The organism is Saccharothrix sp. ALI-22-I, from assembly GCF_001984175.1.
Taxonomy (GTDB): Bacteria; Actinomycetota; Actinomycetes; order Mycobacteriales; family Pseudonocardiaceae; genus Actinosynnema.
The window spans coordinates 296,243-320,504 of sequence record NZ_MTQP01000064.1 but is presented as its reverse complement, the minus strand read 5'-3'; the positions used below and the strand labels follow the sequence as shown (position 1 = coordinate 320,504).

20 protein-coding genes, 1 tRNA gene and 1 riboswitch are annotated in these 24,262 nt (G+C 70.0%); of the genes, 11 read left to right on the top strand and 10 right to left on the bottom strand.

Annotated elements, in window-relative coordinates:
• The first annotated feature begins 11 nt into the window (after nucleotides 1-11).
• The 8 genes from metG (at nucleotide 12) to ALI22I_RS26455 (ending at nucleotide 9,780) form a co-directional block, all read left to right on the top strand.
• A complete protein-coding gene (metG, locus tag ALI22I_RS26490; protein ID WP_077008227.1) occupies nucleotides 12-1,802 on the top strand; it encodes a methionine--tRNA ligase in 1,791 nt (596 codons plus the stop codon).
• A gap of 13 nt (nucleotides 1,803-1,815) precedes the next feature.
• Nucleotides 1,816-2,652, top strand: coding sequence for a TatD family hydrolase (locus tag ALI22I_RS26485; RefSeq protein ID WP_077008332.1), 837 nt, complete (start codon nucleotides 1,816-1,818; stop codon nucleotides 2,650-2,652).
• Nucleotides 2,653-2,930: 278 nt separating this feature from the next.
• Nucleotides 2,931-4,364, top strand: coding sequence for a resuscitation-promoting factor (locus tag ALI22I_RS26480; RefSeq protein ID WP_077008226.1), 1,434 nt, complete (start codon nucleotides 2,931-2,933; stop codon nucleotides 4,362-4,364).
• A gap of 358 nt (nucleotides 4,365-4,722) precedes the next feature.
• Nucleotides 4,723-5,601: a 16S rRNA (adenine(1518)-N(6)/adenine(1519)-N(6))-dimethyltransferase RsmA gene (gene rsmA, locus ALI22I_RS26475; RefSeq protein WP_238598576.1), complete on the top strand. Its 879-nt coding sequence runs from the start codon at nucleotides 4,723-4,725 to the stop codon at nucleotides 5,599-5,601.
• An 86-nt stretch (nucleotides 5,602-5,687) separates the two neighbouring features.
• Nucleotides 5,688-5,780, top strand: a riboswitch (SAM riboswitch).
• A 233-nt stretch (nucleotides 5,781-6,013) separates the two neighbouring features.
• Entirely contained in the window at nucleotides 6,014-7,024 is a 1,011-nt protein-coding gene (locus ALI22I_RS26470; protein WP_077008225.1) for a methionine ABC transporter ATP-binding protein, read from the top strand.
• Nucleotides 7,021-7,704: a methionine ABC transporter permease gene (locus ALI22I_RS26465; protein WP_077008224.1), complete on the top strand. Its 684-nt coding sequence runs from the start codon at nucleotides 7,021-7,023 to the stop codon at nucleotides 7,702-7,704. Before ALI22I_RS26470 ends, ALI22I_RS26465 begins: the two co-directional genes overlap by 4 nt.
• Before the next feature lie 48 nt (nucleotides 7,705-7,752).
• Complete coding sequence (locus ALI22I_RS26460) at nucleotides 7,753-8,559, top strand: MetQ/NlpA family ABC transporter substrate-binding protein (protein WP_077008223.1); 807 nt, start codon at nucleotides 7,753-7,755, stop codon at nucleotides 8,557-8,559.
• Nucleotides 8,560-8,814: 255 nt separating this feature from the next.
• Nucleotides 8,815-9,780: a 4-(cytidine 5'-diphospho)-2-C-methyl-D-erythritol kinase gene (locus ALI22I_RS26455; protein ID WP_077008222.1), complete on the top strand. Its 966-nt coding sequence runs from the start codon at nucleotides 8,815-8,817 to the stop codon at nucleotides 9,778-9,780.
• A gap of 41 nt (nucleotides 9,781-9,821) precedes the next feature.
• On the opposite strand, the gene ALI22I_RS53950 is transcribed toward ALI22I_RS26455, so the two are convergent.
• Nucleotides 9,822-10,211, bottom strand: a complete 390-nt coding sequence (locus ALI22I_RS53950; protein ID WP_238598575.1) for a PASTA domain-containing protein — start codon at nucleotides 10,209-10,211, stop codon at nucleotides 9,822-9,824.
• A 142-nt stretch (nucleotides 10,212-10,353) separates the two neighbouring features.
• On the opposite strand from ALI22I_RS53950, the gene ALI22I_RS26445 reads away from it, so the two are divergent.
• On the top strand, nucleotides 10,354-12,123 hold the full coding sequence (locus ALI22I_RS26445; protein WP_077008221.1) for an ABC-F family ATP-binding cassette domain-containing protein: 1,770 nt from the start codon (nucleotides 10,354-10,356) through the stop codon (nucleotides 12,121-12,123).
• Nucleotides 12,124-12,317: 194 nt separating this feature from the next.
• Here ALI22I_RS26445 and ALI22I_RS54815 read toward each other — a convergent pair whose 3' ends face one another.
• Nucleotides 12,318-13,580, bottom strand: a complete 1,263-nt coding sequence (locus ALI22I_RS54815; RefSeq protein ID WP_077008220.1) for a DivIVA domain-containing protein — start codon at nucleotides 13,578-13,580, stop codon at nucleotides 12,318-12,320.
• Between the two features lie 106 nt (nucleotides 13,581-13,686).
• On the opposite strand from ALI22I_RS54815, the gene ALI22I_RS26435 reads away from it, so the two are divergent.
• Both ALI22I_RS26435 and ALI22I_RS26430 read left to right on the top strand, forming a co-directional pair.
• Entirely contained in the window at nucleotides 13,687-15,345 is a 1,659-nt protein-coding gene (locus ALI22I_RS26435) for a fatty acyl-AMP ligase (protein ID WP_077008219.1), read from the top strand.
• A 1-nt stretch (nucleotide 15,346) separates the two neighbouring features.
• Nucleotides 15,347-16,156, top strand: a complete 810-nt coding sequence (locus ALI22I_RS26430) for a DUF3626 domain-containing protein (protein ID WP_077008218.1) — start codon at nucleotides 15,347-15,349, stop codon at nucleotides 16,154-16,156.
• A gap of 22 nt (nucleotides 16,157-16,178) precedes the next feature.
• Here ALI22I_RS26430 and pth read toward each other — a convergent pair whose 3' ends face one another.
• The 8 genes from pth to ALI22I_RS26390 form a co-directional block, all read right to left on the bottom strand.
• Entirely contained in the window at nucleotides 16,179-16,748 is a 570-nt protein-coding gene (pth, locus tag ALI22I_RS26425; protein ID WP_077008217.1) for an aminoacyl-tRNA hydrolase, read from the bottom strand.
• The gene (locus ALI22I_RS26420; protein ID WP_077008216.1) at nucleotides 16,738-17,250 is read right to left on the bottom strand and encodes a DivIVA domain-containing protein; all 513 of its coding nucleotides are present in this window, start codon (nucleotides 17,248-17,250) and stop codon (nucleotides 16,738-16,740) included. The genes pth and ALI22I_RS26420 overlap by 11 nt, the downstream gene beginning before the upstream one ends.
• A 58-nt stretch (nucleotides 17,251-17,308) precedes the next feature.
• Complete coding sequence (locus ALI22I_RS26415) at nucleotides 17,309-17,914, bottom strand: 50S ribosomal protein L25/general stress protein Ctc (protein WP_077008215.1); 606 nt, start codon at nucleotides 17,912-17,914, stop codon at nucleotides 17,309-17,311.
• 384 nt (nucleotides 17,915-18,298) lie between these two features.
• A complete protein-coding gene (locus ALI22I_RS26410; RefSeq protein ID WP_077008329.1) occupies nucleotides 18,299-19,270 on the bottom strand; it encodes a ribose-phosphate diphosphokinase in 972 nt (323 codons plus the stop codon).
• A 44-nt stretch (nucleotides 19,271-19,314) separates the two neighbouring features.
• The gene (gene glmU, locus ALI22I_RS26405; RefSeq protein WP_077008214.1) at nucleotides 19,315-20,811 is read right to left on the bottom strand and encodes a bifunctional UDP-N-acetylglucosamine diphosphorylase/glucosamine-1-phosphate N-acetyltransferase GlmU; all 1,497 of its coding nucleotides are present in this window, start codon (nucleotides 20,809-20,811) and stop codon (nucleotides 19,315-19,317) included.
• A gap of 69 nt (nucleotides 20,812-20,880) precedes the next feature.
• Nucleotides 20,881-22,524, bottom strand: a complete 1,644-nt coding sequence (locus ALI22I_RS26400) for a GGDEF domain-containing protein (protein ID WP_443216965.1) — start codon at nucleotides 22,522-22,524, stop codon at nucleotides 20,881-20,883.
• Between the two features lie 95 nt (nucleotides 22,525-22,619).
• Nucleotides 22,620-22,690 (bottom strand) — tRNA-Gln (locus tag ALI22I_RS26395).
• Between the two features lie 287 nt (nucleotides 22,691-22,977).
• Nucleotides 22,978-24,123 (bottom strand): alpha/beta hydrolase family protein, encoded by a 1,146-nt coding sequence (locus ALI22I_RS26390; protein WP_077008212.1) that lies wholly within the window; start codon nucleotides 24,121-24,123, stop codon nucleotides 22,978-22,980.
• Nucleotides 24,124-24,262: the final 139 nt, after the last annotated feature.

The following is a 24,262-nucleotide window of genomic DNA, read 5'->3' as shown; positions in this document are numbered from 1 at the left end:
AGGCTTGTCCCATGAGTGCCTCCGTGTTGACCGCGGTGGCGTGGCCCTATGCCAACGGCCCCCGCCACATCGGTCACGTCTCCGGTTTCGGTGTCCCTTCCGACGTGTTCTCCCGCTACATGCGCATGTCGGGCAACCGGGTGCTGATGGTCTCCGGTTCGGACGAGCACGGCACGCCGATCTCGGTCCAGGCCGAGAAGGAGGGGCTGTCCACCCGCGAGCTCGTGGACAAGTACCACCGCGTGATCGCGAACGACCTGCACGGCCTCGGCCTGTCCTACGACCTGTTCACCCGGACCACCACCGGCAACCACTACCAGGTGGTCCAGGAGCTGTTCCTGTCCCTCTGGCGCAACGGCTACGTCGTCCCGAAGACCGAGATGGGCGCGATCAGCCCCTCCACCGGCCGCACGCTGCCCGACCGCTACATCGAGGGCACCTGCCCCATCTGCGGCTACGACGGCGCCCGTGGCGACCAGTGCGACAACTGCGGCAACCAGCTCGACCCCATCGACCTGAAGAACCCGCGCTCCCGCATCAACGGCGAAACGCCCAAGTTCGTCGAGACCGAGCACCTGTTCCTCGACCTACCGCAGTTCATCGACGCGCTCGGCGGCTGGCTCCAGACCCGCACCGAGTGGCGCCCGAACGTGCTCAAGTTCAGCCAGAACCTCATCGGCGACCTGCGCCCGCGCGCCATCACCCGCGACCTGGACTGGGGCATCCCGATCCCGCTCGACGGCTGGCGCGAGCAGCCGATGAAGCGCTTCTACGTGTGGTTCGACGCGGTGATCGGCTACCTCAGCGCCAGCGTCGAATGGGCCCGCCGCAGCGGCGACAAGGACGCCTGGAAGGAGTTCTGGACCGGCGACGCCCAGGGCTACTACTTCATGGGCAAGGACAACATCGTCTTCCACTCGCTGATCTGGCCCTCCCTGCTCCTGGGCCAGAACGGCCAGGGCGCGAAGGGCGGCGAGCCCGGCGCGTTCGGCAGGCTGAACCTGCCCACCGAAGTGGTCTCCAGCGAGTTCCTGACCATGAGCGGGTCGAAGTTCTCCACCTCGCGCGGCACGGTGATCTACGTCACGGACTTCCTCAAGCAGTTCGGCCCGGACGCCCTGCGCTACTTCATCTCCGTCGCCGGCCCCGAGAACCAGGACACCGACTTCACCTGGGAGGAGTTCGTCCGCCGGACGAACTTCGAGCTGGCCAACGAGTGGGGCAACCTGGTCAACCGGTCGATCTCGATGGCGCACAAGAACGTCGGCGCCGTACCCAAGCCGACCAGCCCCACCCAGGCCGATCACGACCTGCTCGAACTGAGCCGCAAGGCCTTCGACGTGGTCGGCGCGAACCTGCGCCGCTCCCGGTTCAAGCAGGCGTCCTCCGAAGCCATGAAGGTCGTCGGCGCGGCCAACCGCTACCTGTCCGACCAGGAGCCGTGGAAGCTCAAGGACGACCCCGAGCGCCGCGACACCGTGCTGCACACCGCGTTGCAGGTCGTGCAGGACGCGAACGCCCTGCTGACGCCGTTCCTGCCGCACTCGGCCCAGAAGGTGCACGAGGCACTGGGCGGCACCGGCGTGTGGGCGGCCCAGCCGGAGATCACCGAAGTCACCGACCTGGACGTCCCGGACCGCGAGTACCCCGTGCTGACCGGCGATTACGCCGCAGAGCAGGCAACGTGGGCGTCCACGCCCATCGAGGTGGGCCGCCCACTGGCCAAGCCCGCACCGCTGTTCGCGAAGCTCGACCCCGAGCTGGGTGAGACCGGCCCCGAATGGGCGCCCATCCTCAAGTGACACAGTGTCCGACGTGACCAAACGTCGCGGCGAACGACCACCGGTCCCGGAACCCCTTCCGGCACCGGTGGTCGACGCCCACACCCACCTCGACGCGTGCGGCGCCGAAACCCCCGAACAGGTCCGCGAAATGCTGGATCGCGCCACCCGAGCAGGCGTGGACCGCGTGATCACCGTCGCCGACGACCTCAAAGCCGCCCGCTGGGCCGCCGAAGCCGCGACCTGGGACAACCGGGTCTTCGCCGCCGTCGCCCTGCACCCCACCCGCACGTCCACCTTCGGTGAGCCGGAGCAGACCGAACTCGCGAAGCTGGCCGAGCACCCCAGGGTCGTCGCGATCGGCGAGACCGGCCTGGACTACTACTGGGACTACGCCCCGAAAAGCGCCCAGCACGAGGCCTTCCGCTGGCACATCGACCTGGCCAAGCGCCTGGCCAAGCCGTTGATGATCCACGACCGGGACGCGCACGACGACATCCTCAAGGTCCTCGACACCGAGGGCGCGCCGTCCGCAGTGGTCTTCCACTGCTTCTCCGGTGACCTCGCCTTCGCCCGCGCGTGCGTGGAACGCGGTTTCGTCCTCTCCTTCGCGGGCACCACGACGTTCCGCAACGCCCATGCCCTCAGGGAAGCCGCCCGCTGGGTCCCTGAGGACCACATGCTCGTCGAGACGGACGCGCCGTTCCTCACGCCTCACCCGTACCGGGGTCGCCCGAACGAGCCCTATTGCGCGAACTACACACTCCGTGACATAGCAACGTTGCGTGACGTACCACTCGACGAGTTGGCCTCGAAGATCACCCGAAACGCCGAACGCATCTTCGATCTTGGTGACGTGGCGCAGTCGTAATGCTCTTTACGACGAATGGAGGACAGTCTTGCTCCTCTAACGGAGTGACTGACCTCACAAGGGATGTGGGGGTGTTTGCACAACCCCCGTGCACCCGTTACGGTCCCGTGACCGTGCCCCACGTTTAGGACGGGGCACACCCGCAGTCGGGGCGGGTCACGTAGACAGCCAGAAGCGAGAAGCCGAGCCGTACGGGAGTTGCCGGAGATCACTAGCTGACCACCGACACCGAACGTGCGCGTCGCCGGACTTCGCGCCTTCAGGAGGTATCGCACCCCGTGAACTCGTTCAACGAGGACACCGACTGGTTTACGCCCGTACAGGTCGCACCGATGACCGGTGTGGACGTCCTGGACAGACCGGGCCCGCCGTCCGAATGGGACACCACGGTGTTCACCATCACGCCGGACGACGTCCTGGAAGTCCTCGGACCGGACGCCGACGAACTACTGGCCGGCGCCAACGTCGACGTCGACGAGCTGATCCGGCTCATCAACGCCGAGACCACGCTCCTCCCCCCGATCATCATCCCCGACGAGGTCTCCCAGGACCGGGTCGCGGGCAGCCTGGCGATTGAACAGCCGAGCGCCCCGCCCGCCGCACTGGTCGAAGCCGCGGGGAAGTGGAAGCGGCGCTTCCTGAAGGCCGCGGTCGCCACCGTGCTGGTGACCATCTCCGGTGGCGGCGCCACCGCGATCGCGATGGACAAGTCCGTCACGGTCGACGTCGACGGCGAAGCCAAGACCGTCCGCACCTACGAGTCCACCGTCGGCGAGATCCTGGCCGACGAGGGCATCCAGGTCGGCGAGCACGACGCCCTGAGCCCGTCCCCCCAGGCGAAGGTCAGCGACGGCGGAAAGATCTCGCTGGACCGCGGCCGCCTGGTGAAGATGACGGTGGACGGCGAACAACGCGAGGGCTGGGTCCGCTCGGTCACCGTCGACGAGGCACTGAACCAGTTGCAGGTCAACGACGAGGGCGCCTGGCTCTCCCACGACCGCGGCATGGACGTGCCCCTCAACGGCCTCGCGCTGGAGGTCAAGAGCCTCAAGACCATCACGCTCTACGACGGCGGCAACGCGCCCCGGCAGCTCCAGACGACGGCGGTCACCGTCGACGAGCTGCTGAAGGCCGAGAACCTGTCACTGGGTCCCGAGGACAAGCTCGAAACGGCGATCGACCTCAAGGTCACCAACGGCGCCGAGGTCCACATCACCCGCACCGGCGTCTCGGTGATCAACGCGACGGAGGCCATCACGCCCCCCGTCGAGGAGATCCCCGACGACACGATGATGAAGGGCCAGAAAGAGGTCCTGGACGCGGGCGTCCCCGGCGAGCAGATCGTCACCTACCGCGTCACCGTGAAGAACGGCGTCGAGACCGGTCGCGAGAAGCTGGGCGCGAAGGTCACCAAGGAGCCGACGGCCAAGAAGGTCAAGGTCGGCACCAAGCTCCCGCCCGACGGCGCGGTCTGGGACTCCCTCGCGCAGTGCGAGGCCACCGGCAACTGGGCCATCAACACCGGTAACGGCTACTACGGCGGCCTCCAGTTCAACAAGGGCACCTGGGACGCCTACGGCGGCGCCCAGTACGCCGCCTACCCCCACCAGGCCACCCGCGAACAGCAGATCGCCGTAGCCACCAAACTCCGCGACGCCCGCGGCGGCTACTCCGCATGGCCCCACTGCCAGCAAAAGCTAGGCCTGCCGTAACTGTGTTGGATTGCGCCGCCTCCGGCGTCGCGGGCTCGGTCGCCCGGGAAGTCGATCGTTCGCGCCTGTTTTTCCGGCGATCGAAAAGCGTGATCGCCGGAAAAACAGGTGCGAACGATCGACGCGACCTCGCGGCGGGGGTTGGCCACCAGGCCAACCCGCCCCCGATGGCCCGTGGGTGGGCCGACGAGGCCACGAAAATCTCCGCGCCCCACACCAACACCGCCGGGGAGCCGGACCCAACCCGGTGCCCGTGAGCACCAACACCCGTGAGCACCAACACCCGTGGACGACGATCGTGGACCGACGGTCGGGCACCGCCGCCATGATCCACGAACCGTGTTGGAGAATGGCCCCCGTGACTGAGGATTCGACGTCGACCAGCCCGGGGAGCCACCTCCTAGGGCCGGCCGACGTCCGTCGGCTGGCAGCCGAGCTGGACATCCGCCCCACCAAAAAACTGGGGCAGAACTTCGTGCACGACCCCAACACGGTCCGCCGCATCGTCTCGGCAGCCGACCTACGCCCCGACGACGTAGTGCTCGAAGTCGGCCCCGGCCTGGGCTCCCTCACGCTGGCGCTGCTGCCGTCGTGCCGAGCCCTGGTAGCCGTGGAGATCGACGAAGTCCTGGCGAACCGCCTCCCGCTGACCGTCGCCGAACGCGCCCCCGACCTCGCAAACCGGCTATCCGTGGTCCACGCCGATGCGATGCGCGTAACAGCAGCCCAAATGCCAGTACCACCCACCGCCCTCGTCGCGAACCTCCCGTACAACATCGCCGTCCCCGTAGTCCTGCACCTGCTGGCCGAGCTGCCATCACTGCGCACCGGCCTGGTCATGGTCCAATCCGAGGTAGCCGACCGAATGGCCGCCGGCCCGGGCAGCAAGGTCTACGGCGTCCCCAGCGTCAAACTCGCCTGGTACGCCGACGCACGCCGAGCCGGCCCAGTCCCCCGCTCGGTCTTCTGGCCGATCCCCAACGTCGATTCGGCCCTGGTCGCCTTCGAGCGCCACCCCCCACTATCCACAGTGGACCAGAGACAGCTCTTCTCCTTGGTGGACGCCGCCTTCGCCCAACGCCGCAAGATGCTGCGCGGCGCACTCTCCGGTTGGGCCGGCTCAGCCGCCGAAGCCGAACGCCTCCTCGTCGCCGCCGGCGTAGACCCGGCCGTCCGCGGCGAACAACTGGGCGTCAGTGACTTCGTCCGGATAGCCGAGGTTGCGTCCAGCCGATAGTCGATGATCTTTCGGCCAAAAGTGTGATTTGCCGGACGATCGCGCTTCAGGCTTGCGTCGGCAGGGGCTGGTCAGGTCTACTCGTACTGCCATCCCGAGCGGCTGAGAGACCTGGCTCTACGACGCCGCAGCAACCACCCCCCCACGGGGGCAGGTGCTTCAGCCAGGATCGATGGAGGATCACGTGCCCAGGATGCGAATGCTCACCCGCAGGCGGGTCGTCGACCACGGCCGCCGCACGTCGTCGGCCTGTCGCAGCTTCTAGCGGCCCAGGCGCCTTCGAATCCTCGCCGTCCCGCTTCCGCCGGGACTTCCCGCACCTGTCGGGACATTGTCAGGCCACCCTCTGAGCTGAGCCGCCGGTCTCGCACGCCATGAGCGTGTGCTGCCGCATGCAGTCGTGGAGCGAAACGTGATCACTGTCGAAAACCTCACCAAGACCTTCCCCGGGAGTACCGGGCAGGTTCGCGCGCTGGACGGCGTGAACCTGGACGTCGCCGCGGGCACCGTCCTCGGCGTCGTCGGCCCCAGCGGCGCGGGCAAGTCCACCCTGGCCCGGTGCGTCGCGCTCCTGGAGCGCCCCGACAGCGGTGCGATCCGCGTCGACGGCACCGACCTCGTGTCCCTCGACGGTACCGCGCTGCGCGCCGCCCGCCGGCAGATCGGCGTTGTGCCGCAAGGGGATTCCCTGCTGCGCCAGCGCACCGCCGCGGGCAACGTCGCGCTGCCGCTGGAAGCCGCGGGCGTGGCCGGTCCGCAGCGCCGCAACCGCGTCGCCGAACTCCTCGACCTGGTCGGCCTGACCGACAAGGCGGGCTCGTACCCCGACCAGCTCTCCGGTGGCCAGCGCCAGCGGATCGCGGTCGCGCGGGCGCTCGCCGCGTCGCCGTCGGTGCTGCTGGCCGACGAGCCGACGTCCGCGCTCGACCCCGACACCACCGGTTCCGTGCTGACCGTGCTGGACCGGGCGCGTGCCGAACTCGGCGTGACGGTGCTCGTGGTCACGCACGACATGGGCGTGGTCCGGAAGATCTGCGACGACGTCGCGGTGCTGGAGGGCGGCCGGGTCGTGGAGCACGGCAAGGTGCTCGACCTGGTGTCCGACGCCGCCAGCCGCACGGCCGCGTCGCTGCTGCCCGCCGTGGACCAGAACCCGGCCGCGGAAGGCGCGTTCGACCGGGTCGCGGACATCGTGCTGATCGGCTTCGCCGCCGTCGGCGCGTTGCTGCCCGAGGCGACCAGCCGGTTCGGCGTCGAGCTGAACCTGTTGGGCGGCGGCCTGACCCGGCTGGGGGAGACCCCGGTCGCTCGGTTCCGCGTGGGCCTGAAGGGTGAGCGCGCGGACTCGGCGTTGGAGTGGATCTCGGAGGCAGGCGGCTCGGTGCGCCGGACCCTCGCGGGTCCCCAGGGAGTAGCTGCGTGAGGTCTGCAACACCCTGGTCGGAGGTCTTCGACCAACTGCTCGTCGCCACCGGTGAGACGTTGTACATGGTGGTGGTCTCGACCCTCATCGCGGTTCTGCTCGGCACGCCCGTCGGCATCTGGCTTCAGCTCACCGCTCCCGGTGGGCTGAATCCCCGCCCGGTGCTGCACAAGGTCCTCGGGTTCGTGGTGGACCTGGGCCGTTCCATGCCTTTCCTGGTCCTGCTGGTGGTCCTCACCTCGCTGACCAGACTGCTGCTCACCAGCACCATCGGGCCCACGGCGGCGATCGTGCCGCTGTCGGTCGGCGCGATCCCGTTCGTCGGCAGGCTGGTCCAGAACGTGCTGTCCGAGGTGAACGTGGCGGTGGTCGAGGCCGCCGTCACGACCGGGTCGTCCACGTTGCGGATCGTGCGCAGCGTGCTGCTCCGCGAGTCGCTGCCCGCGCTGATCAACGCCATCGGCGTGACCGCGATCGCCCTGCTGGGCTACTCGGCGATGGCCGGTGTGGTCGGCGGCGGCGGTCTGGGGGACCTCGCCGTGCGCATGGGTTATCAGCGGTTCAACGACCGCTTCCTGTGGAGCACGGTCGTGGTGCTGGCGATCATCGCCACCGCGATCCAGCTCGTCACCAACCGCGTGGCCCGCGGCGTCGACCGCCGCCGCACCACGTCCATCTGATCCGTCCTCTCCTCTCCTCGGAAGCTGTCCTCTCCCAGAAGGAATGACATGCGTATTCGTGCTGCCCTGCTGGCCGTGCTGCTGACCGCAGTGGGCTGCGGTAGTGGCGACACCGGCGCCGCTTCGGACCCGAACGCGGCTTTGAAAATCGGCGTGAGCCCCGTCCCGCACGCCCAGGTGCTGCGGTACGTGGCGGACAACCTGGCCGCGTCGAAGGGGCTGAAGATCGAGGTCGTGGAGTTCACCGACTACGTGCAGCCGAACACGGCGCTGGTGGACGGGTCGCTGGACGCGAACTACTTCCAGACCGTGCCGTACCTGGACACGTTCAAGGCGGAGAGCGGCGCGCCGCTGGAGTGGATCGGCCCGGTGCACATCGAGCCGCTGGGCGTGTACTCGAAGAAGCACAAGTCGCTGGCCGACCTCCCGTCCGGCGCGCGCGTGGCGGTGGCCAACGACGCGACGAACGAGGCACGCGGCCTGAAGCTGCTCCAGGACAACGGCCTGATCAAGGTCGAGCCGGGCACCGAGAAGACGGCGACCATCCGGGACATCGCGGAGAACCCGAAGAACCTGGAGTTCGTCGAGCTGGAGGCCGCCCAGCTGCCCCGCTCCCTGGACGACACCGACGCGTCCGTGGTGAACGGCAACTACGCCATCGACGCCGGTCTCAAGCCCGAGTCCGACGCGTTGGCCCTGGAGAAGGCCGAGGGCAACCCGAACGCGAACGGCCTCGTCACCCGCCTTGAGCTGAAGGACGACAAGCGCATCAAGGACCTCCTTGACCTCCTCCAGTCACAGCAGGTCAAGGACTACATCAAGGAAACCTTCTCCGGCTCCGTGCTCGCCGTCTGACAACCCACCCGCCGCACCCAGCCGCCGTCCACCCGCTGCCACTCACGTGGCTGGGTGGACGCGAGAACGCGCTTTCGCAGGGGTCCCCGCCAAGGGGACCCCTGCTTTGATCTTGCCGGCTGGGTCCGACAACGCGAGGCCGTTCGCCTCCAGCCTGTGGACAACTCCCGGAGCGGGTGTTCGGGAGGTGTGTTCTGCCGCAGGTCAGCGGTCGGTGGGAGCGGGCACCCCGGAAACGCCCGTAGGCTTCATGGCGTGCTCGCTGTCGTCCCGCCCCCGGTCACCGTCCGCGTCCCGGCCAAGGTCAATCTGCACCTGGCCGTGGGGGATCCACGCGCGGACGGTTACCACGACCTGGTGACGATCTTCCAAGCCTTGTCGCTGACCGACGAGGTGACCGTCGCCATCGCCGACGACCCCGGTGTCGAGGTGCACGGCGAGGGCGCCGACGCGGTGCCCACCGGGCCGTCCAACCTGGCCTGGCGGGCGGTGCGCGTCCTGGCCCAGCACGTCGGCCGCGACCCGGACGACCCGAAGGTCCGGGTGGCGATCCGCAAGGCCATCCCGGTCGCCGGCGGCATGGCGGGCGGCAGCGCGGACGCGGCGGCGACACTCGTCGGCCTGGCCTCGCTGTGGCGGCTGGAGATCAGCCGGGACGAGCTGGCCGGCCTGGCGGGCAAGATCGGCGCGGACGTCCCGTTCGCCATCTACGGCGGCACGGCGCTCGGCACCGACCGGGGTGACCGGATCGTGCCGGTGCTGGCGCGGCACACGTTCCACTGGGTGCTGGCGTTCGACCGGCGCGGCCTGTCCACGCCCGAGGTGTTCGACGAACTGGACCGGCTGCGCACGGACGGCGACCCGCCCCGCGTGGGCGAGGCGGAGGCCGTGCTGGAGGGCCTGGCGTCCGGTGACCCGCGTCAGCTCGCGCTGCTGCTGGGCAACGACCTCCAGGCCGCCGCGGTTTCACTGCGGCCGAACCTGCGCCGCACGCTGCGCGCGGGCGTGAACGCGGGCGCGTTGGCCGGCATGGTGTCCGGATCGGGTCCGACCTGTGCGTTCCTGTGCACGGACGGTGACTCGGCGGTGCGCGTGGCGGCCGAACTGGCGGGCGCGGGCGTGTGCCGGACGGTGCGCGTGGCGCAGGGGCCGGTGCACGGCGCCCGCGTCGTCGGCACCGAGGAGGCTCCCCGTCCGATCCCGCCCGAGGTCCACGCCTGAAATGCGTATCCGGGCCATGGAGCCGGGCCGTGCGTTCGGGCCTATTCGCCCGTCTTCTTGGCCAGCAGCGTGATCTCCGTGTCGCAGGGCACGACCTGACCGGCGGCGACGTCCTGCGCCGTCGTGGTCCAGTTCCGGTCCAGCACGAGCACCCGGTTCTGGCCGGTCGCGTCCTCTTCCCGCAGCCGGTACAGGCCGGCGGCCTGCATGGTGTCCTGCGCGCTCTGGTGGACCATGCCGACGACATCCGGGACGGTGCACGTCTTCGCGGCGTTGGTGGCAGGTGGGGGCACGGCGGTCGCCTCGCCGACGAGCTGAGTGGTCTCGGTGGTGGCCGGTGGCGCGGTCCCGTCATCGTCGTCCACGAGCGCGCCCACGACCACCAGGGCCGCGACCGCGCCGACCACCCACACCCACTTGGGCTGTGACATCGGACTCCCCCTGATTCGGTTACAGCCGGTAGGTCGAGTCCGGGCGCACCGTCGTTACCGGCGCGATAGCTAGGCTGGCGTACTGCGCGTACTGGCTGCGCGTACTGCGCTCGTCTCACAATCTCGATGAAGGTGCTGGTACATGGCCAACTTGGTCAACTTGGAGAGTGTCTCCAAGTCGTTCGGCGTGCGTCCGCTGCTCGACGGCGTGTCCCTCGGCGTCGGCGAAGGAGACCGCATCGGGGTCGTCGGCCTCAACGGCGGCGGCAAGACGACGCTGCTGGAGGTCCTGGCCGGGCTGGCCGAACCGGACGAGGGACGGGTCAGCCAGAACCGCGGGCTGCGCATGGCGGTGGTCACGCAGCGCACCGAACTGGCCGAGGGCTCGACCGTCCGCAACGCCGTGATCGACCCGCTCGGGTTCGACGCCGAGCACGAGTGGGCCGCCGACGCGCGGGTGCGGTCGATCCTCGACGGGCTCGGCATCACCGGGTTCGGGCTGGACTCGCCGGTGGGCACGATGTCCGGTGGCGAGCGGCGCCGGGTGGCGTTGGCGGCGGCGTTGGTGCAGGACCTGGACCTGGTCGTGCTCGACGAGCCCACCAACCACCTCGACGTCGAGGGCGTGCGCTGGCTGGCCGAGCACCTGCTGGCCCGCCGCACGGCACTCGTCGTGGTGACACACGACCGGTGGTTCCTGGACACGGTGTGCAGCCGGACGTGGGAGGTCGTCGGCGGTCGGGTCGAGCAGTACGAGGGCGGCTACGCGGACTGGATCTTCGCCCGCGCCGAGCGTGCCCGGCTGGCCGACACGATCGAGGAGAAGCGGCGCAACCTGGCCCGCAAGGAGCTGGCGTGGCTGCGCCGCGGCGCGCCCGCCCGCACGTCCAAGCCCCGCTACCGCATCGACGCCGCGGAGGCGTTGATCTCCGACGTGCCGCCGCCGCGCGACTCGGTCGAGCTGATGGCGTTCGCCAAGAAGCGGCTCGGGCGCACGGTGCTGGAGCTGGAGGACGCGACGCTGACCGTGCCCGACCGGGTGCTGGTGCGCGACCTGACGTGGCGGATCGGGCCGGGTGACCGGGTCGGGATCGTGGGCGTGAACGGGTCGGGCAAGACGACGCTGTTGAGGGCGTTGGCGGGTGAGCGTGAGCTGGAGACCGGCAAGCGCATCCAGGGGCAGACGGTGAAGCTCGCGCACCTCAGCCAGGAGCTGCACGACCTGGACGGGTCGATGCGGGTGCTGGAAGCCGTGGAGGAGATCGCGCGGCGGGTGGTGTTGGGCAAGCAGGAGCTGTCCGCGTCGCAGCTGGCCGAGCGGTTCGGGTTCTCGTCGCAGAAGCAGTGGACGCCGGTCGGTGACCTGTCCGGCGGTGAGCGGCGGCGGTTGCAGCTGTGCCGGTTGCTGATGGCCGAGCCGAACGTGCTGCTGCTGGACGAGCCCACCAACGACCTGGACATCGACACGTTGCAGCAGCTGGAGGACCTGCTCGACTCGTGGCCGGGGACGCTGGTGGTGATCTCGCACGACCGGTACCTGGTGGAGCGGGTGTGCGACCAGGTGGTGGCGTTGTTCGGCGACGGCGGGCTGACCGACCTGCCCGGTGGGATCGAGGAGTACCTGCGGCGGCGGGACAAGCAGAAGGACGCCGACGCCGTGCCGGCCTCGAAGTCCGCCACCGCTCCCTCTTCGGCCGCCGACCAGCGTGCCGCCCGCAAGGAACTGGCCCGCCTCGAACGCCGCCTGGAAACCCTGCACAAAAAAGAAGCCCAGCTACACGCGGCCCTGGCCGAAGCCGCCACCGACCCCGAGCGCCTCATGGCCCTGGACGCCGAACTGAAAGCCGTCCTGGCCGAGGCCGAGACCGTCGAGTCCCAGTGGCTCGCCGCCGCCGAAACCTCCGAAAACTAACCCGCGTGTCCAACGTTCGCGTCACGCGTGTCCAACGTTCAGAACACCCGAGTTGAACGCTCAGAACACGGGCCGACCGACCTGAGCGTTCAACTCGGGGTACCTGGACGTTGGACACGCGCGTTCTGGACGTTGGACACGCGCGTTCTGAGCGTTGGACACGCGCGTTCTGGACGTTGGACACGCGGCGGCGGCTAGCGGCCTCGGCGGCGGAGTTCGGCGACGAGGAGTGGCATCAGTTCGTCTACGTACGCGCAGTCGTAGCCCTGGCCGGCCATCAGGGACGTGGCGAACTTGGTTTTCGCCACGTCGGCGGCCGACGCGCCGATCATGCCGTCTAGGGCGATGCCGATTTCCTCCAGCACCCGGTCCACCTGGGATACGCGGTAGCCGCGCTCCGCCGGCCCCGCCAGCGGGATCTTGATCAGGCGCAGCTGCTTCCACGATGTGATCGGTGGGAGCGCGCCGGGCCGCAGCGGTCCGTCGCCCAGCTGCTTCTCGATCCGGGCCAGGAACGCGTCGACCTCGTTCTCGTCGTACCCGCGCCGGCCGAACATGGGCCGGCTGAAGCGGACTTCGCGGACCTCCTGGGCGGTCAGGTCGTCCTGTCCGAGCAGGGTGTTCTCGATCCGGTCCAGGAACTTGTCGACCTGCGACTCCTGGTAGCCGCGCCGGCCGCGTGGCGGCTTGCCGAAGGCGGCGGTGCGGACGTCACGGGCGGTCAACGGGCGGGTGCCGGGGCCCGGACGCGGTCGGACGGGAGGCGAGGGAGGCGAGGGAGGTGCGAAGGGAGCGGGGGAAGCCGAAGGAGGGGGAGGAGTGGAACGGGTGAGAGGAGGCGGGGTGGGCATGCGCTCCAACGTCACCACGACCAGGTCGAGGAACGTGTCCACGTCGTCCTCGTCGTAGCCCGCCTGCCCCGGTGGGGCGTAGCTGAACTCGAAGTCCTGCACTTCCTGCGCGGTCAGGTCGTCCCGCCCCGCCAGGGTGTTCTCGATCCGGTCGAGGAACGTGTCGATCTCGCCCTCGTGGTAGCCGCGGTTGCCCGGTCTGGGCTTGTGGAACCGCACACCCCGCACGTCCTGCGGTGTCAGACCAGCCGCGGGGCGCATCCCGGTCGACGTGGCGTGCGCGCCCTGCGCGGGTGCGGCGGCCTGGTGTCTTTGCGGCGTGGAACCGAGCGTCTCGGCTGCGAGGTCCATGAACGCGTCGACCTCGATCGCGTAGTAACCGGGCCGGCCGGGTCTGAACCGCACCTGGCGGACGTCCTGCTCTGTCACGTCGTCCCGGCCCAGCAAGGTCTCCTCGATGCGGTCGAGGAAGGCGTCCACCTGGCCTTCGTCGTACCCGGGTTGGCCGGGCGGGGGGCGGTGGAAGGCGACCTGCCGCAGATCCTGCGCGCCCAACAGCGGCGCCGGATGTGCCGGCATGTGCTGGCGCGCGTCGAACCCGGCCACGCAATACCTCCTTCGTGTGGTGTACCGGGGAGTATCGCCGCAGGGTGGTGCGATTGTTTCGCCCTATTGGCTCAATGCGTCAGAAGATCGCTCTACCCTTGCGTGCATGAGCCGGTTCGTGGACACGATGGTGGCAACCGCTACGGGGGCCGGGGGACGGGCGCGGGGCATGACCACGGGGGAGCCGAGCGCTCCGACCCGGCGGTCGTGGGCGGAGGTGCACGAGCAGGCCACCCGCATGGCCGGCGCGCTCGTGGCCGGTGGGATCGCCAGGGGCGAGTCGATCGCGGTCCTCGCGGGCGACCCGGCCGAGATCGCGCCCGCCGTGCAGGCGGTGTGGCTGGCCGGCGGCAGCACGACCATGCTGCACCAGCCGACGGCCCGCACCGACCTGGCCGAGTGGGCCGAGGACACCCTCCGGGTGCTGAGCATGATCGGCGCGAAGCTCGTGCTGCTCGGCGCGCCGTTCGACGCGCTGTCGGGCGTCCTGGACGAGCACGGCGTCGCCTACCGCAAGCTGGCCGAGCTGACCGAGCTGGCCGGCGAGCCGCTGGCGGCGCCCGTCGACGTCGACGAGGACATGCCCGCGCTGCTCCAGCTCACCAGCGGTTCCACCGCCGACCCGAAGGCCGTCCGGATCACGCACGGCAACCTGTGGTCCAACGCCAAGGCCATGGAGATCGCCGCCGAACTCGACCCGGAGACCGACCGGATGGTCTCCTGGCTGCCGCTGTTCCACGACATGGGGATGGTCGGCTTCCTGACCGTGCCCATGCTGCTCGGCATCGACCTGGTCAAGGTCACCCCCGTCGACTTCCTCGGCCGGCCGACCCTGTGGCCGGACCTGATCAGCCGCTACCGGGGCACGATCACCGCCGCGCCGAACTTCGCCTACGCCATCGCCGCCCGCCGCATGAAGGGCGTGGACGACGGCGCGTTCGACCTGTCCACGCTGCGGCTCGCGCTGAACGGCGCCGAGCCCATCGACCCGGCCGCGGTGAAGTCGTTCACCGACGCGGGCGAGCGGTTCGGGCTGCGGCCGGAGTCCATCCTCTGCGCCTACGGCATGGCCGAAACGACCCTGGGAGTGGCGTTCGCGCCGGTGTTCACCGGTCTCTCGGTGGACGTGGTCGACCCCGAGGAGCTGGAGGCGGGCCACCGCGCCGTGCCGGTGTCGCCGGACGCCCCCAACGCGCGGGCGTTCCCGCTGCTCGGGCCGCCGTTGCCGGGGCTGGAGGTCCAGGTCGTGGACGAATCGGGCGCGGTGCTCGGTGAGCGCGAGGTCGGGCAGTTGCGGGTGCGCGGCGAGGCCGTGACGCCCGGCTACCTCACCGTCGACGGCCCGAAGGCCACCCAGGACGCCGAGGGCTGGCTGGACACCGGCGACGAGGGTTACTTGGTGGACGGCCAGGTCGTCGTCTGCGGGCGGCGCAAGGACGTGATCATCATGGGTGGGCGCAACATCTACCCCACGGACATCGAGCGCGCTGCGACGGCCGTGGAGGGTGTGCGCGCGGGCAACGCGGTGGCCGTGCGGCTGGACGCGGGCACGCGGCGCGAGAGGTTCGCCGTGGTGGTCGAGTCGAAGCTGGCCGGTGAGGACGACGCGGTGCGGGCGTTGAGCAAGGAGATCAGCTCACGGGTCGTGGACGCGGTGGGTCTGCGGCCGTTCTCGGTGGTCGTGCTCAAGCCCGGCAGCCTGCCCAAGACGCCGTCCGGCAAGCTCCGCCGCTCCGCCGCCGCGTCCCTGGTGCCGACGGGCTGAGATGTCCGGGCCCGAGTTATCCGGGGCCGAGCATGCGCTCCGTCACGTCGAGGCGCGGTCGACCGGCTCACCGCTCGACCGCGCCTTGCGCGTCACGCTCAACTTCCATCCCGAACGGGTGGTCGCCGCCCTCGCCGACACGGGGCGTTACGTGTCGCAGTTCGTCACCGGTACGAGCAACGGCGGACTGACCGCATTCGCCGGTGGCGACCGGTGGCGGTGGGAGAGCCGGATGTTCGGCGGCGTCTACGACCGGGCTTCCGCATACGACAGACCGGTGTACGGCGGCCTGAACTTCCGCCTCAGCCCGTACGGCGCGTCACCGCGGTTCGGCTCGGCACACCTCCGGTTGACCGCCGACACCCTGTCCCGCACCACGTTCTGCTACCCGGACAGCTTCCTGGAGCCCGAGAACCTCGGCACGGCGGACCGCATGGCGTTGATCGAGATCGCACTCGCCGACGACCGGGACCTGCTGGACGACTACATCGAGGCGCACGTCCACGGCCCGGTGTCGGTGGAGGCGGACGCGGAGGCGCTGGTGCTCGACCCGAGCTACCGGGGCACGGCGGTGGAGGAGGAGGCGTCACGCCTGCCTTGCGCGGTCGAGTGGCACCCGGGCTTCCGCCTGTCGGTGGACGAACTGCGCCGCCACCCCGACTTCCGCGGGCCGCAGTACGTCGACCTGGGCCTGGAGATCGCCGTGGACGGCGTCCTCACCCCGAAGATCATCGGCGACGTCCGCGACCGCTACGACCAGCAGGACCTGAAGAAGGTCTGGCACCTGCTGGCCCGCTTCGGCCGACCCTGAAGTTCCGGCACGTCCGGCGGGGCTAGTGGAACTTGTTCTGGGCGGCTTCCAGGCCCAGTTCCAGCAACGCCTCCACGGCGTCCGCCGTCCGGTCCAGTTCGAAGGCCAGTTCCTTGCGCTCCACCAGCGAGAAGTCGCGCAGCACGTAGTCGGCCGGGTCCATCCGACCGGGCGGTCGGTCCACGCCGAACCGCACCCGGTGGTAGTCCTTGGTGCCCAGCGACTTGGTGATCGACCGCAGCCCGTTGTGCCCGTTGTCACCACCGCCGAGCTTGAGCCGCACCGTCCCGAACGGCAGGTCCAGCTCGTCGTGCACGACGATGATCGACGCCGGCGGCACCTTGTAGAAGTTCGCCGTGCCCGCCACCGGGCCGCCTGAGTTGTTCATGTAGCCGCGTGGCTTCGCCAGCACGACCCGGCGCCCGGCCAACCGGCCTTCGAGCACCTCCGCGCCGCCCTTGTGCGCCTTGAACTTCCCACCGACGCGCGAAGCGAGCACGTCCAGCACGAGGAAGCCGACGTTGTGGCGGTTGCCCTCGTACTTGGGGCCGGAGTTGCCCAGCCCGACGACCAGGCTCACGTCATCGACCACGGAACCGCAACTCCTGCTCAAGCTCGTCCAACAGGGCGTCCACCGCGCGCACCTGGTACCCGCGCCGCAGACCCGACGTGGTGCTGAACCTGGTGTGGCGGACCTCGCTCGCGGTCATCCGCCCCTGGCCGTCCAGCGCCGCGGCGGCCCGGCCGAGGAACGCGTCGACTTCGCCGCGATCGTAGCCGTTCGGGGATCGCGGCAGCTTCACCGCCAGCAGGGAGTCACCCGTCTGGAGCGTGGTCGGCGGCACGTGACCGGATCTGAGCTGGTGCTCCAGGGCGGCCAGGAAGTCGTCCACGCCCCGCTGGTCGTACCCGCCGGCGATCTCGGTGAACACGATCGTCCGCACCTGGTCGGGGTGCAGCTCGGTGCGTCCGGCGAGGGCGTCGGCGATGCGCAGCAGGAACGCGTCCACCTGCGCCGGGTCGTAACCCTTGCCTCTTTTGCGGGGGAACCTGGTGGCCCGCACCTGCGCCGGGCTCAGAAACGGGAACGGCACGCCGCCCCAGCCGTGTGGCGGGGGAGGCGTGCCGTTCGAGTTGCCCGACGTGATGGGCTCAGCCTTCTTCGGAGGCCTCGGCCTCGGTGGCCTCACCGGTGTCGCCGGCCACTTCGGCGGCGGTCGGCGCGGCGTTGATCGCGAGGACCATCGCATCGCCGTCGGTCGCCAGGGTGGTGCCGGCGGGCAGCACCAGGTCGGAGGCGTGCACCTGGGTGCCGGCCTCCAGACCCGCGATGGAGAACTCGACCTGCTCGGGAATGCTGAGCGCGTCGGCCTCCACCAGGATGGTGGTGAGGTCCTGCGTGAGCAGGGTCGCCGCGGCGGCTTCGCCGGTGAGAACCAGCGGCACCTCGACGGTGACCTTCTCGCCCCGCTGCACCAGCAGCAGGTCGACGTGCTCGATGTAGTTCTTGATGGGGTGCGTGGTGACGGTCTTGGTCAGTGCCAGCTCGGTGGAGGACTCGATGTCCAGCGTGAGAACTGCGTTCTGACCGTGCTCGCGGACAACACGGGCGAACTCGAGCGCCGGCAGGGCCAGGTGCTTCGGGTCGGAACCGTGGCCGTAGAGCACCGCGGGGATCTTGCCGGCGCGCCGGGTGCGGCGGGCGGCGCCCTTGCCGAACTCGGTGCGCTGCTCTGCGGCGAGACGGACCTCGGACACGGTGGGGCTCTCCTAACGGTCTGGCCTGAGTAAACGTCGGCGGGTACGTCGGGCGGGGCGAAGCGGGGGTTGGCCTGCGGCGGCGGGCGGCGCGGAGGGTGAACACGCGCGGCATCACAACCGCCGCGTCGATCACGCCGAGCGTGATGCTCGCCCTCGCCGAGGCAACCTGAACAGTGTATGCCGACCCGCTGGACTGGGCCTAATCGGGTGTCCCGAACGCTCAATTCGGGTGTCCCGAACGTAGGACACGCGCGTTCCGAACGTTGGACACGCGCGTTCCGAGCGTTGGACACGCGCGGTCTGGGTGTTGGGCACGTGGGCGTGTCCAACGTTCCGGTCAGGCGTGTCCAACGTTCGGAACAGGCGAGTTGAGCGTTCCGGTCAGGCGTTGCCGTCGAAGAGGGACGTGACGGAGCCGTCTTCGAAGACTTCCTGGATGACGCGGGCCAGGAGGGGGGCGATGGGGAGGACGGTCATGGCGTCGAAGCGCTTCTCGGCCGGGATGGGGAGCGTGTCGGTGAAGACGACCTCACGGGCGCCGCAGGACTGGAGGCGCTGCACGGCGGGGCCGGACAGGACCGGGTGGGTGGCGGCGATGACCACGTCGGACGCGCCCTCGGCGAGCAGCTGGTCCACGGCCTTGGTGATGGTGCCGCCGGTGTCGATCATGTCGTCGATGACGACGCACAGCCGGCCCTCGACCTGGCCGACGACCCGGTTGGCGACGACCTCGTTGGGCCGCAGCGGGTCGCGGGTCTTGTGGATGAACGCGATCGGCGTGCCGCCCAGCGTGTCCGCCCACTTCTCGGCCAGCTTGGTGCGGCCCGCGTCCGGCGACACGACCGTCAGCTCACGGCCCGCGTACTTGCCCCGGATGTGCTCGGCCAGCAGCGGCATGGCCCACAGGTGGTCGACCGGGCCGTCGAAGAATCCCTGGATCTGCGAGGTGTGCAGGTCCACGGACACCAGCCGGTCCGCGCCCGCGGTCTTGAACATGTCCGCCACCAGGCGCGCCGAGATCGGCTCACGCCCGCGGTGCTTCTTGTCCTGCCGCGCGTACGGGTAGAACGGCATGATCACGGTGATCCGCTTCGCGGAGGCGCGCTTGAGCGCGTCCACCATGATCAGCTGCTCCATCAGCCACTGGTTGATCGGCGCGCAGTGCGACTGGATGACGAACGCGTCGCAGCCGCGCACGCTCTCCTCGAAGCGCACGAAGATCTCGCCGTTGGCGAAGTCGTACGCCGACTGCGGGGTGACCGAGACGTTCAGGTGCTTGGCCACCTGCTCGGTCAGCTCGGGATACGCGCGCCCCCCGAAGAGCATCAGGTTCTTCTTGGGGGTCCCGGCCATCATGGGGTTCATGCTGGAGGTCCCGGCGATCGTGGGCTTCACGGTCAGCGCCCTTCTTCGGTTGTGCCTGCATTCTCGGGCGTCAGGGCATTTCCGGCCTTCTGGGCCCGTTCCGCCGCTTCGGCGGCGGCCGTGCCCGGCCTCCGCGAGACCACCCAGCCTTCGAGGTTCCGCTGTGGCCCGCCGGACACGGCCAGCGCGCCGGGCGGCACGTCGCGCCGCACCACGGTGCCGGCGCCGGTGTACGCGCCGTCCCCCACGGTGACCGGCGCGACGAACATGTTGTCCGAGCCGGTTCGGCAGTGGGACCCGATCACGGTCCGGTGCTTGTTCACGCCGTCGTAGTTCACCGTGACGCTGGCCGCACCGATGTTGGTGCGCTCCCCGATGGTCGTGTCACCGATGTAGCTCAGGTGCGGCACCTTGCTGCCGGTGCCGATCTCCGAGTTCTTGACCTCGACGAACGTGCCGATCTTGCCGTCCGCGCCGAGCCGGGTGCCCGGCCGCAGGTAGGCGAACGGGCCGACGGACGCGCCCGTGCCGATCTCCGCGCCGGAGCCGTGCGTGCGCACCACGGACGCGCCCGCCCCGATCGTGCACCCCGACAGCGTGGTGTCCGGTCCGACGACCGCGCCCTCGCCGACGGTGGTGCCCGCGCGCAGCTGCACGTTCGGCTCGATCAGCGCGTCCCGCCCGAGCTGCACGTCGTCGTCCAGCCAGGTAGTGGCCGGGTCGATCACGGTCACGCCCGAGCGCATCGCCCGCTCCACGATCCGGCGGTTCATCTCCGCGCCGAGCCGGGCCAGCTGCACCCGGTCGTTCACGCCCTCGACCAGCCACTGGTCCGACGTGACCAGCGCGCCCACGCGGCGTCCGTCACCGCGCGCGATGGTCAGCACGTCGGTCAGGTACAGCTCGCCCTGCGCGTTGTCGGTCGAAAGTCGGGACAGTCCGTCGCGCAGCACGCCCGCGTCGAACGCGTACACACCGGAGTTGATCTCGGTGATGTCCCGCTGTTCCGGCGTGGCGTCCTTCTGCTCGACGATCGCCTCGACCGAGCCGTCCGCGGACCGCACGATCCGCCCGTACCCGGTGGGGTCGGACACCACGGCCGTCAGCACGGTCACCGCGTTGCCCCGCTCGCCGTGCTCGACCAGCAGCCCGCGCAACGTGTCGGAGTCCAGCAGCGGCACGTCGCCGTAGGTCACCACGACCGTGCCGGTCAGGTCGGCGGGCAGTTCCGCCAGCCCGCAGCCGACCGCGTGCCCGGTGCCCTTCTGCTCCTCCTGCACCGCCACGGTGACCTTGCGGTCCAGCGCGGTGGACAGGCTGTCGAGGTGTCCGGCGACCGCCGCGCGGCCGTGGCCGATCACGACGGCGAGGTGGTCGGGTCCGGTTCCGGCGGCGGCGCGCACGGCGTGTTCCACCAGGGAACGGCCGGCGATGCGGTGCAGCACCTTCGGAGTGGCTGAGCGCATGCGGGTGCCTTCACCCGCCGCGAGGACGATCGTGCTGACTGGGGTGGGTACACCCTCGAGCATCAGCGCTCTCCCTAGCTGTGTACGTGCTTCAACAGCGGGAGGGGCCTGGCTTCCCGCCAGGTGCTGATACTAAGCCTCCGAGGACGGCTCGACTTCCACCGCCGCAACCTGGCAGCCACCTCGGCGCTTCGCAACGTACATCGCCGAGTCGGCACGGGACAGCGCGGCGTGGGCGGCCTCACGTGGGCGCACCGAGATCACGCCGACCGACAGGGTGACCCCCCTGGACAGGTCCGGGGGCAGGTCTGCGACGGCGTCCACGGCCCGGCCGAGGGCCGCCTCGGCGGCGTACAGGGGCGCGCCGGGCAGCAGCACGACGAACTCGTCGCCGCCGTACCGGGCCACCAGGTCGTCACCCCGCAGGGCCTGCCGCAGTGTGCTCGCAATCACGCGCAGGACATCGTCACCTTCGGCGTGCGAGTGCTTGTCGTTCACCACCTTGAACCCGTCGAGGTCCACCAGGGCGACGGCCATCGGGTGGGTCTGCGCGTTGATCAGCGTGGCCAGCCGGTCGTCCAGCGCGCGCCGGTTCGGCAGGCCGGTCAGCGGGTCCTGCATCGCCTGCTGCGCGACCGCGCCGTGCGCCCGCGTCAGCCGTTCGTGATCGCGCCGGGTGAGCAGGGTGGCGGTGCGGGCCTCCTGCATCATCCACAGCTCCACCTCCAGCGCGGTGGCGTAGGTCTGCAGCGCCGAGATCGTGCGCTCGCCGTGCGGGCCGGACATCCGGGCGTACTCGCGGGTCAGGCACAGCATCAGGGTGGGTTCGGAGCTGTCGTGCTCCAGCCGGTCCCGGGCGTCGTGCAGCACCTGCAACGCCTGCTGCGGCAGCTCCTCCATCTCCAGGCAGCGGGCCAGCGCTATGGACACGATGATCAGCTCGCGGGCGTACATGGCCAGCTCGCGCAGCGTCCACAGCCGCGCGATGTGCTCCGCGCCCGGCTTGGCCAGCGCGTGCGCCGCGCCGATCACCGGCACCTGCTCGGCGGCGGTGCGGTCCCGCCGGCCGGGGTGCAGCGACTCGCGGAACGGCCCCTCGACGGCGGTGGAGATGGCCGACGCGGTGGCGAACCGCTCGGAGGCCTCCTCGAAGTTGTCCACCCGCTCCAGCCGCAGGCCCCAGCCGATGAGCATCCGGGCCCGGTTGACCAAGTGGACGTAGATCTGGTGCGGGTTGGCGCTGTCCCGGATCGCGTTGTGCGCCCGCGCCAGCACCTCGTCCGCCATCTCGTAGACACCCAGTTGGGTGAGCACCAGGCCGGTCGACTGCAACGCGGAGGCGAGCAGCCGGTCCCACGTGCGCTTGTCCAGCATCGGGTCGGGGGTGAGGTCCTCCTCCAGCATCGCCAGGCCGGCCGCGACCTCGGTCAACGCCTTGTCCTCGAACCCGCCGTGCAGGTAGCGGCGGCCGCGCAGGGCGTGCGCCTCCGCCTCCAGCACCAGCAGGCCGTGCCGGCGGCAGTGCGCCAGCATCTCGTCCAGGACCGAATCGGACAGGTCGACCAGGCCGGGCGTGACGATCCGGACCACGGCCGCCGCGCGCAGGAGCTGGCCGACGATCCGCGGCTCGCCGCGGCCCTGTGCCTCGGCCAGGATCTCGTCGACCTCGTGCGCCGCGTCGAGCTGGTCGGAGAGGTGACTGCTCTGGGCCACGGCCACGAGCTCACTCGCGCGGCCGACCAGCCACGCGTCGGACATCTCGTGGAGCGCCGGCACCACGTTGTCCTGCTCGTCGACCGCTTCCTCGTGCAGCGACCCACACCCCCATGCAGACGCAGGGCGGCCGGGACCCGTGTGGCCCGACCTTCTCGCTCCGCCACCAGGATTCGAACCTGGACCATCGGAACCAAAATCCGAGGTGCTGCCTTTACACCATGGCGGAACGGTCGGGGCTCGCCCCGACCGCGCGAACACATGTTGTCACGAGTCTCCCCCGGAGGTCAGCACCGCCACTCAAGTGGCGGCAACCCCAGGGTAATTCGATCATGACACTACGTGTTGTCCCAGGTCAAGTGAGCGCGTGAGATGGCCCACGTCACGGGTGGGTGAACTGTTCTCGGCCGCGTGTCGACGCTGAGTGGTTCCTCCGGGGGTTCTCGGGTCGGTCATCTCACACGATTTCGTACATGACAATCACCCGGTTAACTACTTCGTGTAGTCGGGCAAGTACTAACGGATGACCTCGACCGAGTCGAGGAAATCCTTGACGGTGCTTTCGTAGTCCTCCGGATCGACGTTCCACGCCGCCGTGTGCTCCGCCGCGGGCACCTCGACGTACCGCAGCGGCCAGTCGAGCCGGTCCGCCGCCGAGGCCAGCTCCCGGGACGCCTGCACCGGCACGGTGCCGTCCGCGCCGCCGTGGAACAGCAGGGTCGGCGGCTTGCGCGCGGGCGGGTTGGCGAGCAGGTCGAAGCGGCTGAACTCCAGGTCCACCCGCCAGTCCGAGACCAGCTCGGCGACCGGCACCAACTGCTCGGGCACACCCCGGTTGCGCGACTGCAGCTCCAGCGTCTTCGTCCAGTTCACCACGGGCGCGTCGAGCACGACGGCGGCCACGTCGTCCGCCTCCGCCGAGCGCGCCAGGAACTGGCCGACGATCGCGCCGCCCATCGACCACCCGTACAGCACGACGTTGTGCGCGCCGTGCTCCTCGGCGTACCGGACGGCCGCCTCCAGGTCCCGCCACTCGGTGTCACCCAGGTGGTAGAGGCCGTCCGGGGAGCGCGGCGCGCCCTCGTCGTTGCGATAGGTCACCGCCAGAACGGGTAGTCCCAACCCGTGCAGCGCAGGAATGACCCGCAGGGCCTCGGCCCTGGTACCGCCCCGACCGTGTACCGCGACGACCCACGTGGACGAGGTCGCGGGAACCAGCCATGCCGGCGCGTCACCCAATTCGGTGGGAATCCGCACTTCCGTGTAGTCCAGATCGTGCGCGGTGTCGGGGTCCGTGCTCCACACCGACGTCTCCAGTCGCACCGGCGTGCCGTCCGGGGGCGCCGTGCCCTGCAACTCGCGCACCACCGTGCCCTCCGACCGCTGGGTCACCGGGCCGACCTTCGCGCCGCCGCCCGGCCATACGAGACCCCACGTGCCCGGAAGCACTGTGACCCTGGACTCCGCCAGCGAGACGGTCCCCGACGCCGACGAGGTGACCGTGTCGCGGTAGCCGGGACGGGCGTTCTCCGGTTCGAGGAGCTGGCCGCTGTAGTACCAGCCGAAGCCCAGTAGACCGGCGGTGATCAGCAACAACAACACCGCGAACGTGACGAGAGCGATCCGCAGCCGGCGACGCCCGCGGACCTTCGGTGACCCCATCACCGAATGATGCACCGGCGTTGATCGACACGCCCGACTTCCTGAGAACACGCCATGACTTTGGCCCCGGCTATGGCGGGACCAGCTTCCGCTAACTTACGCTTCCGTAAGTTACGGTTCCGTAGGTAGCCCCGAACTC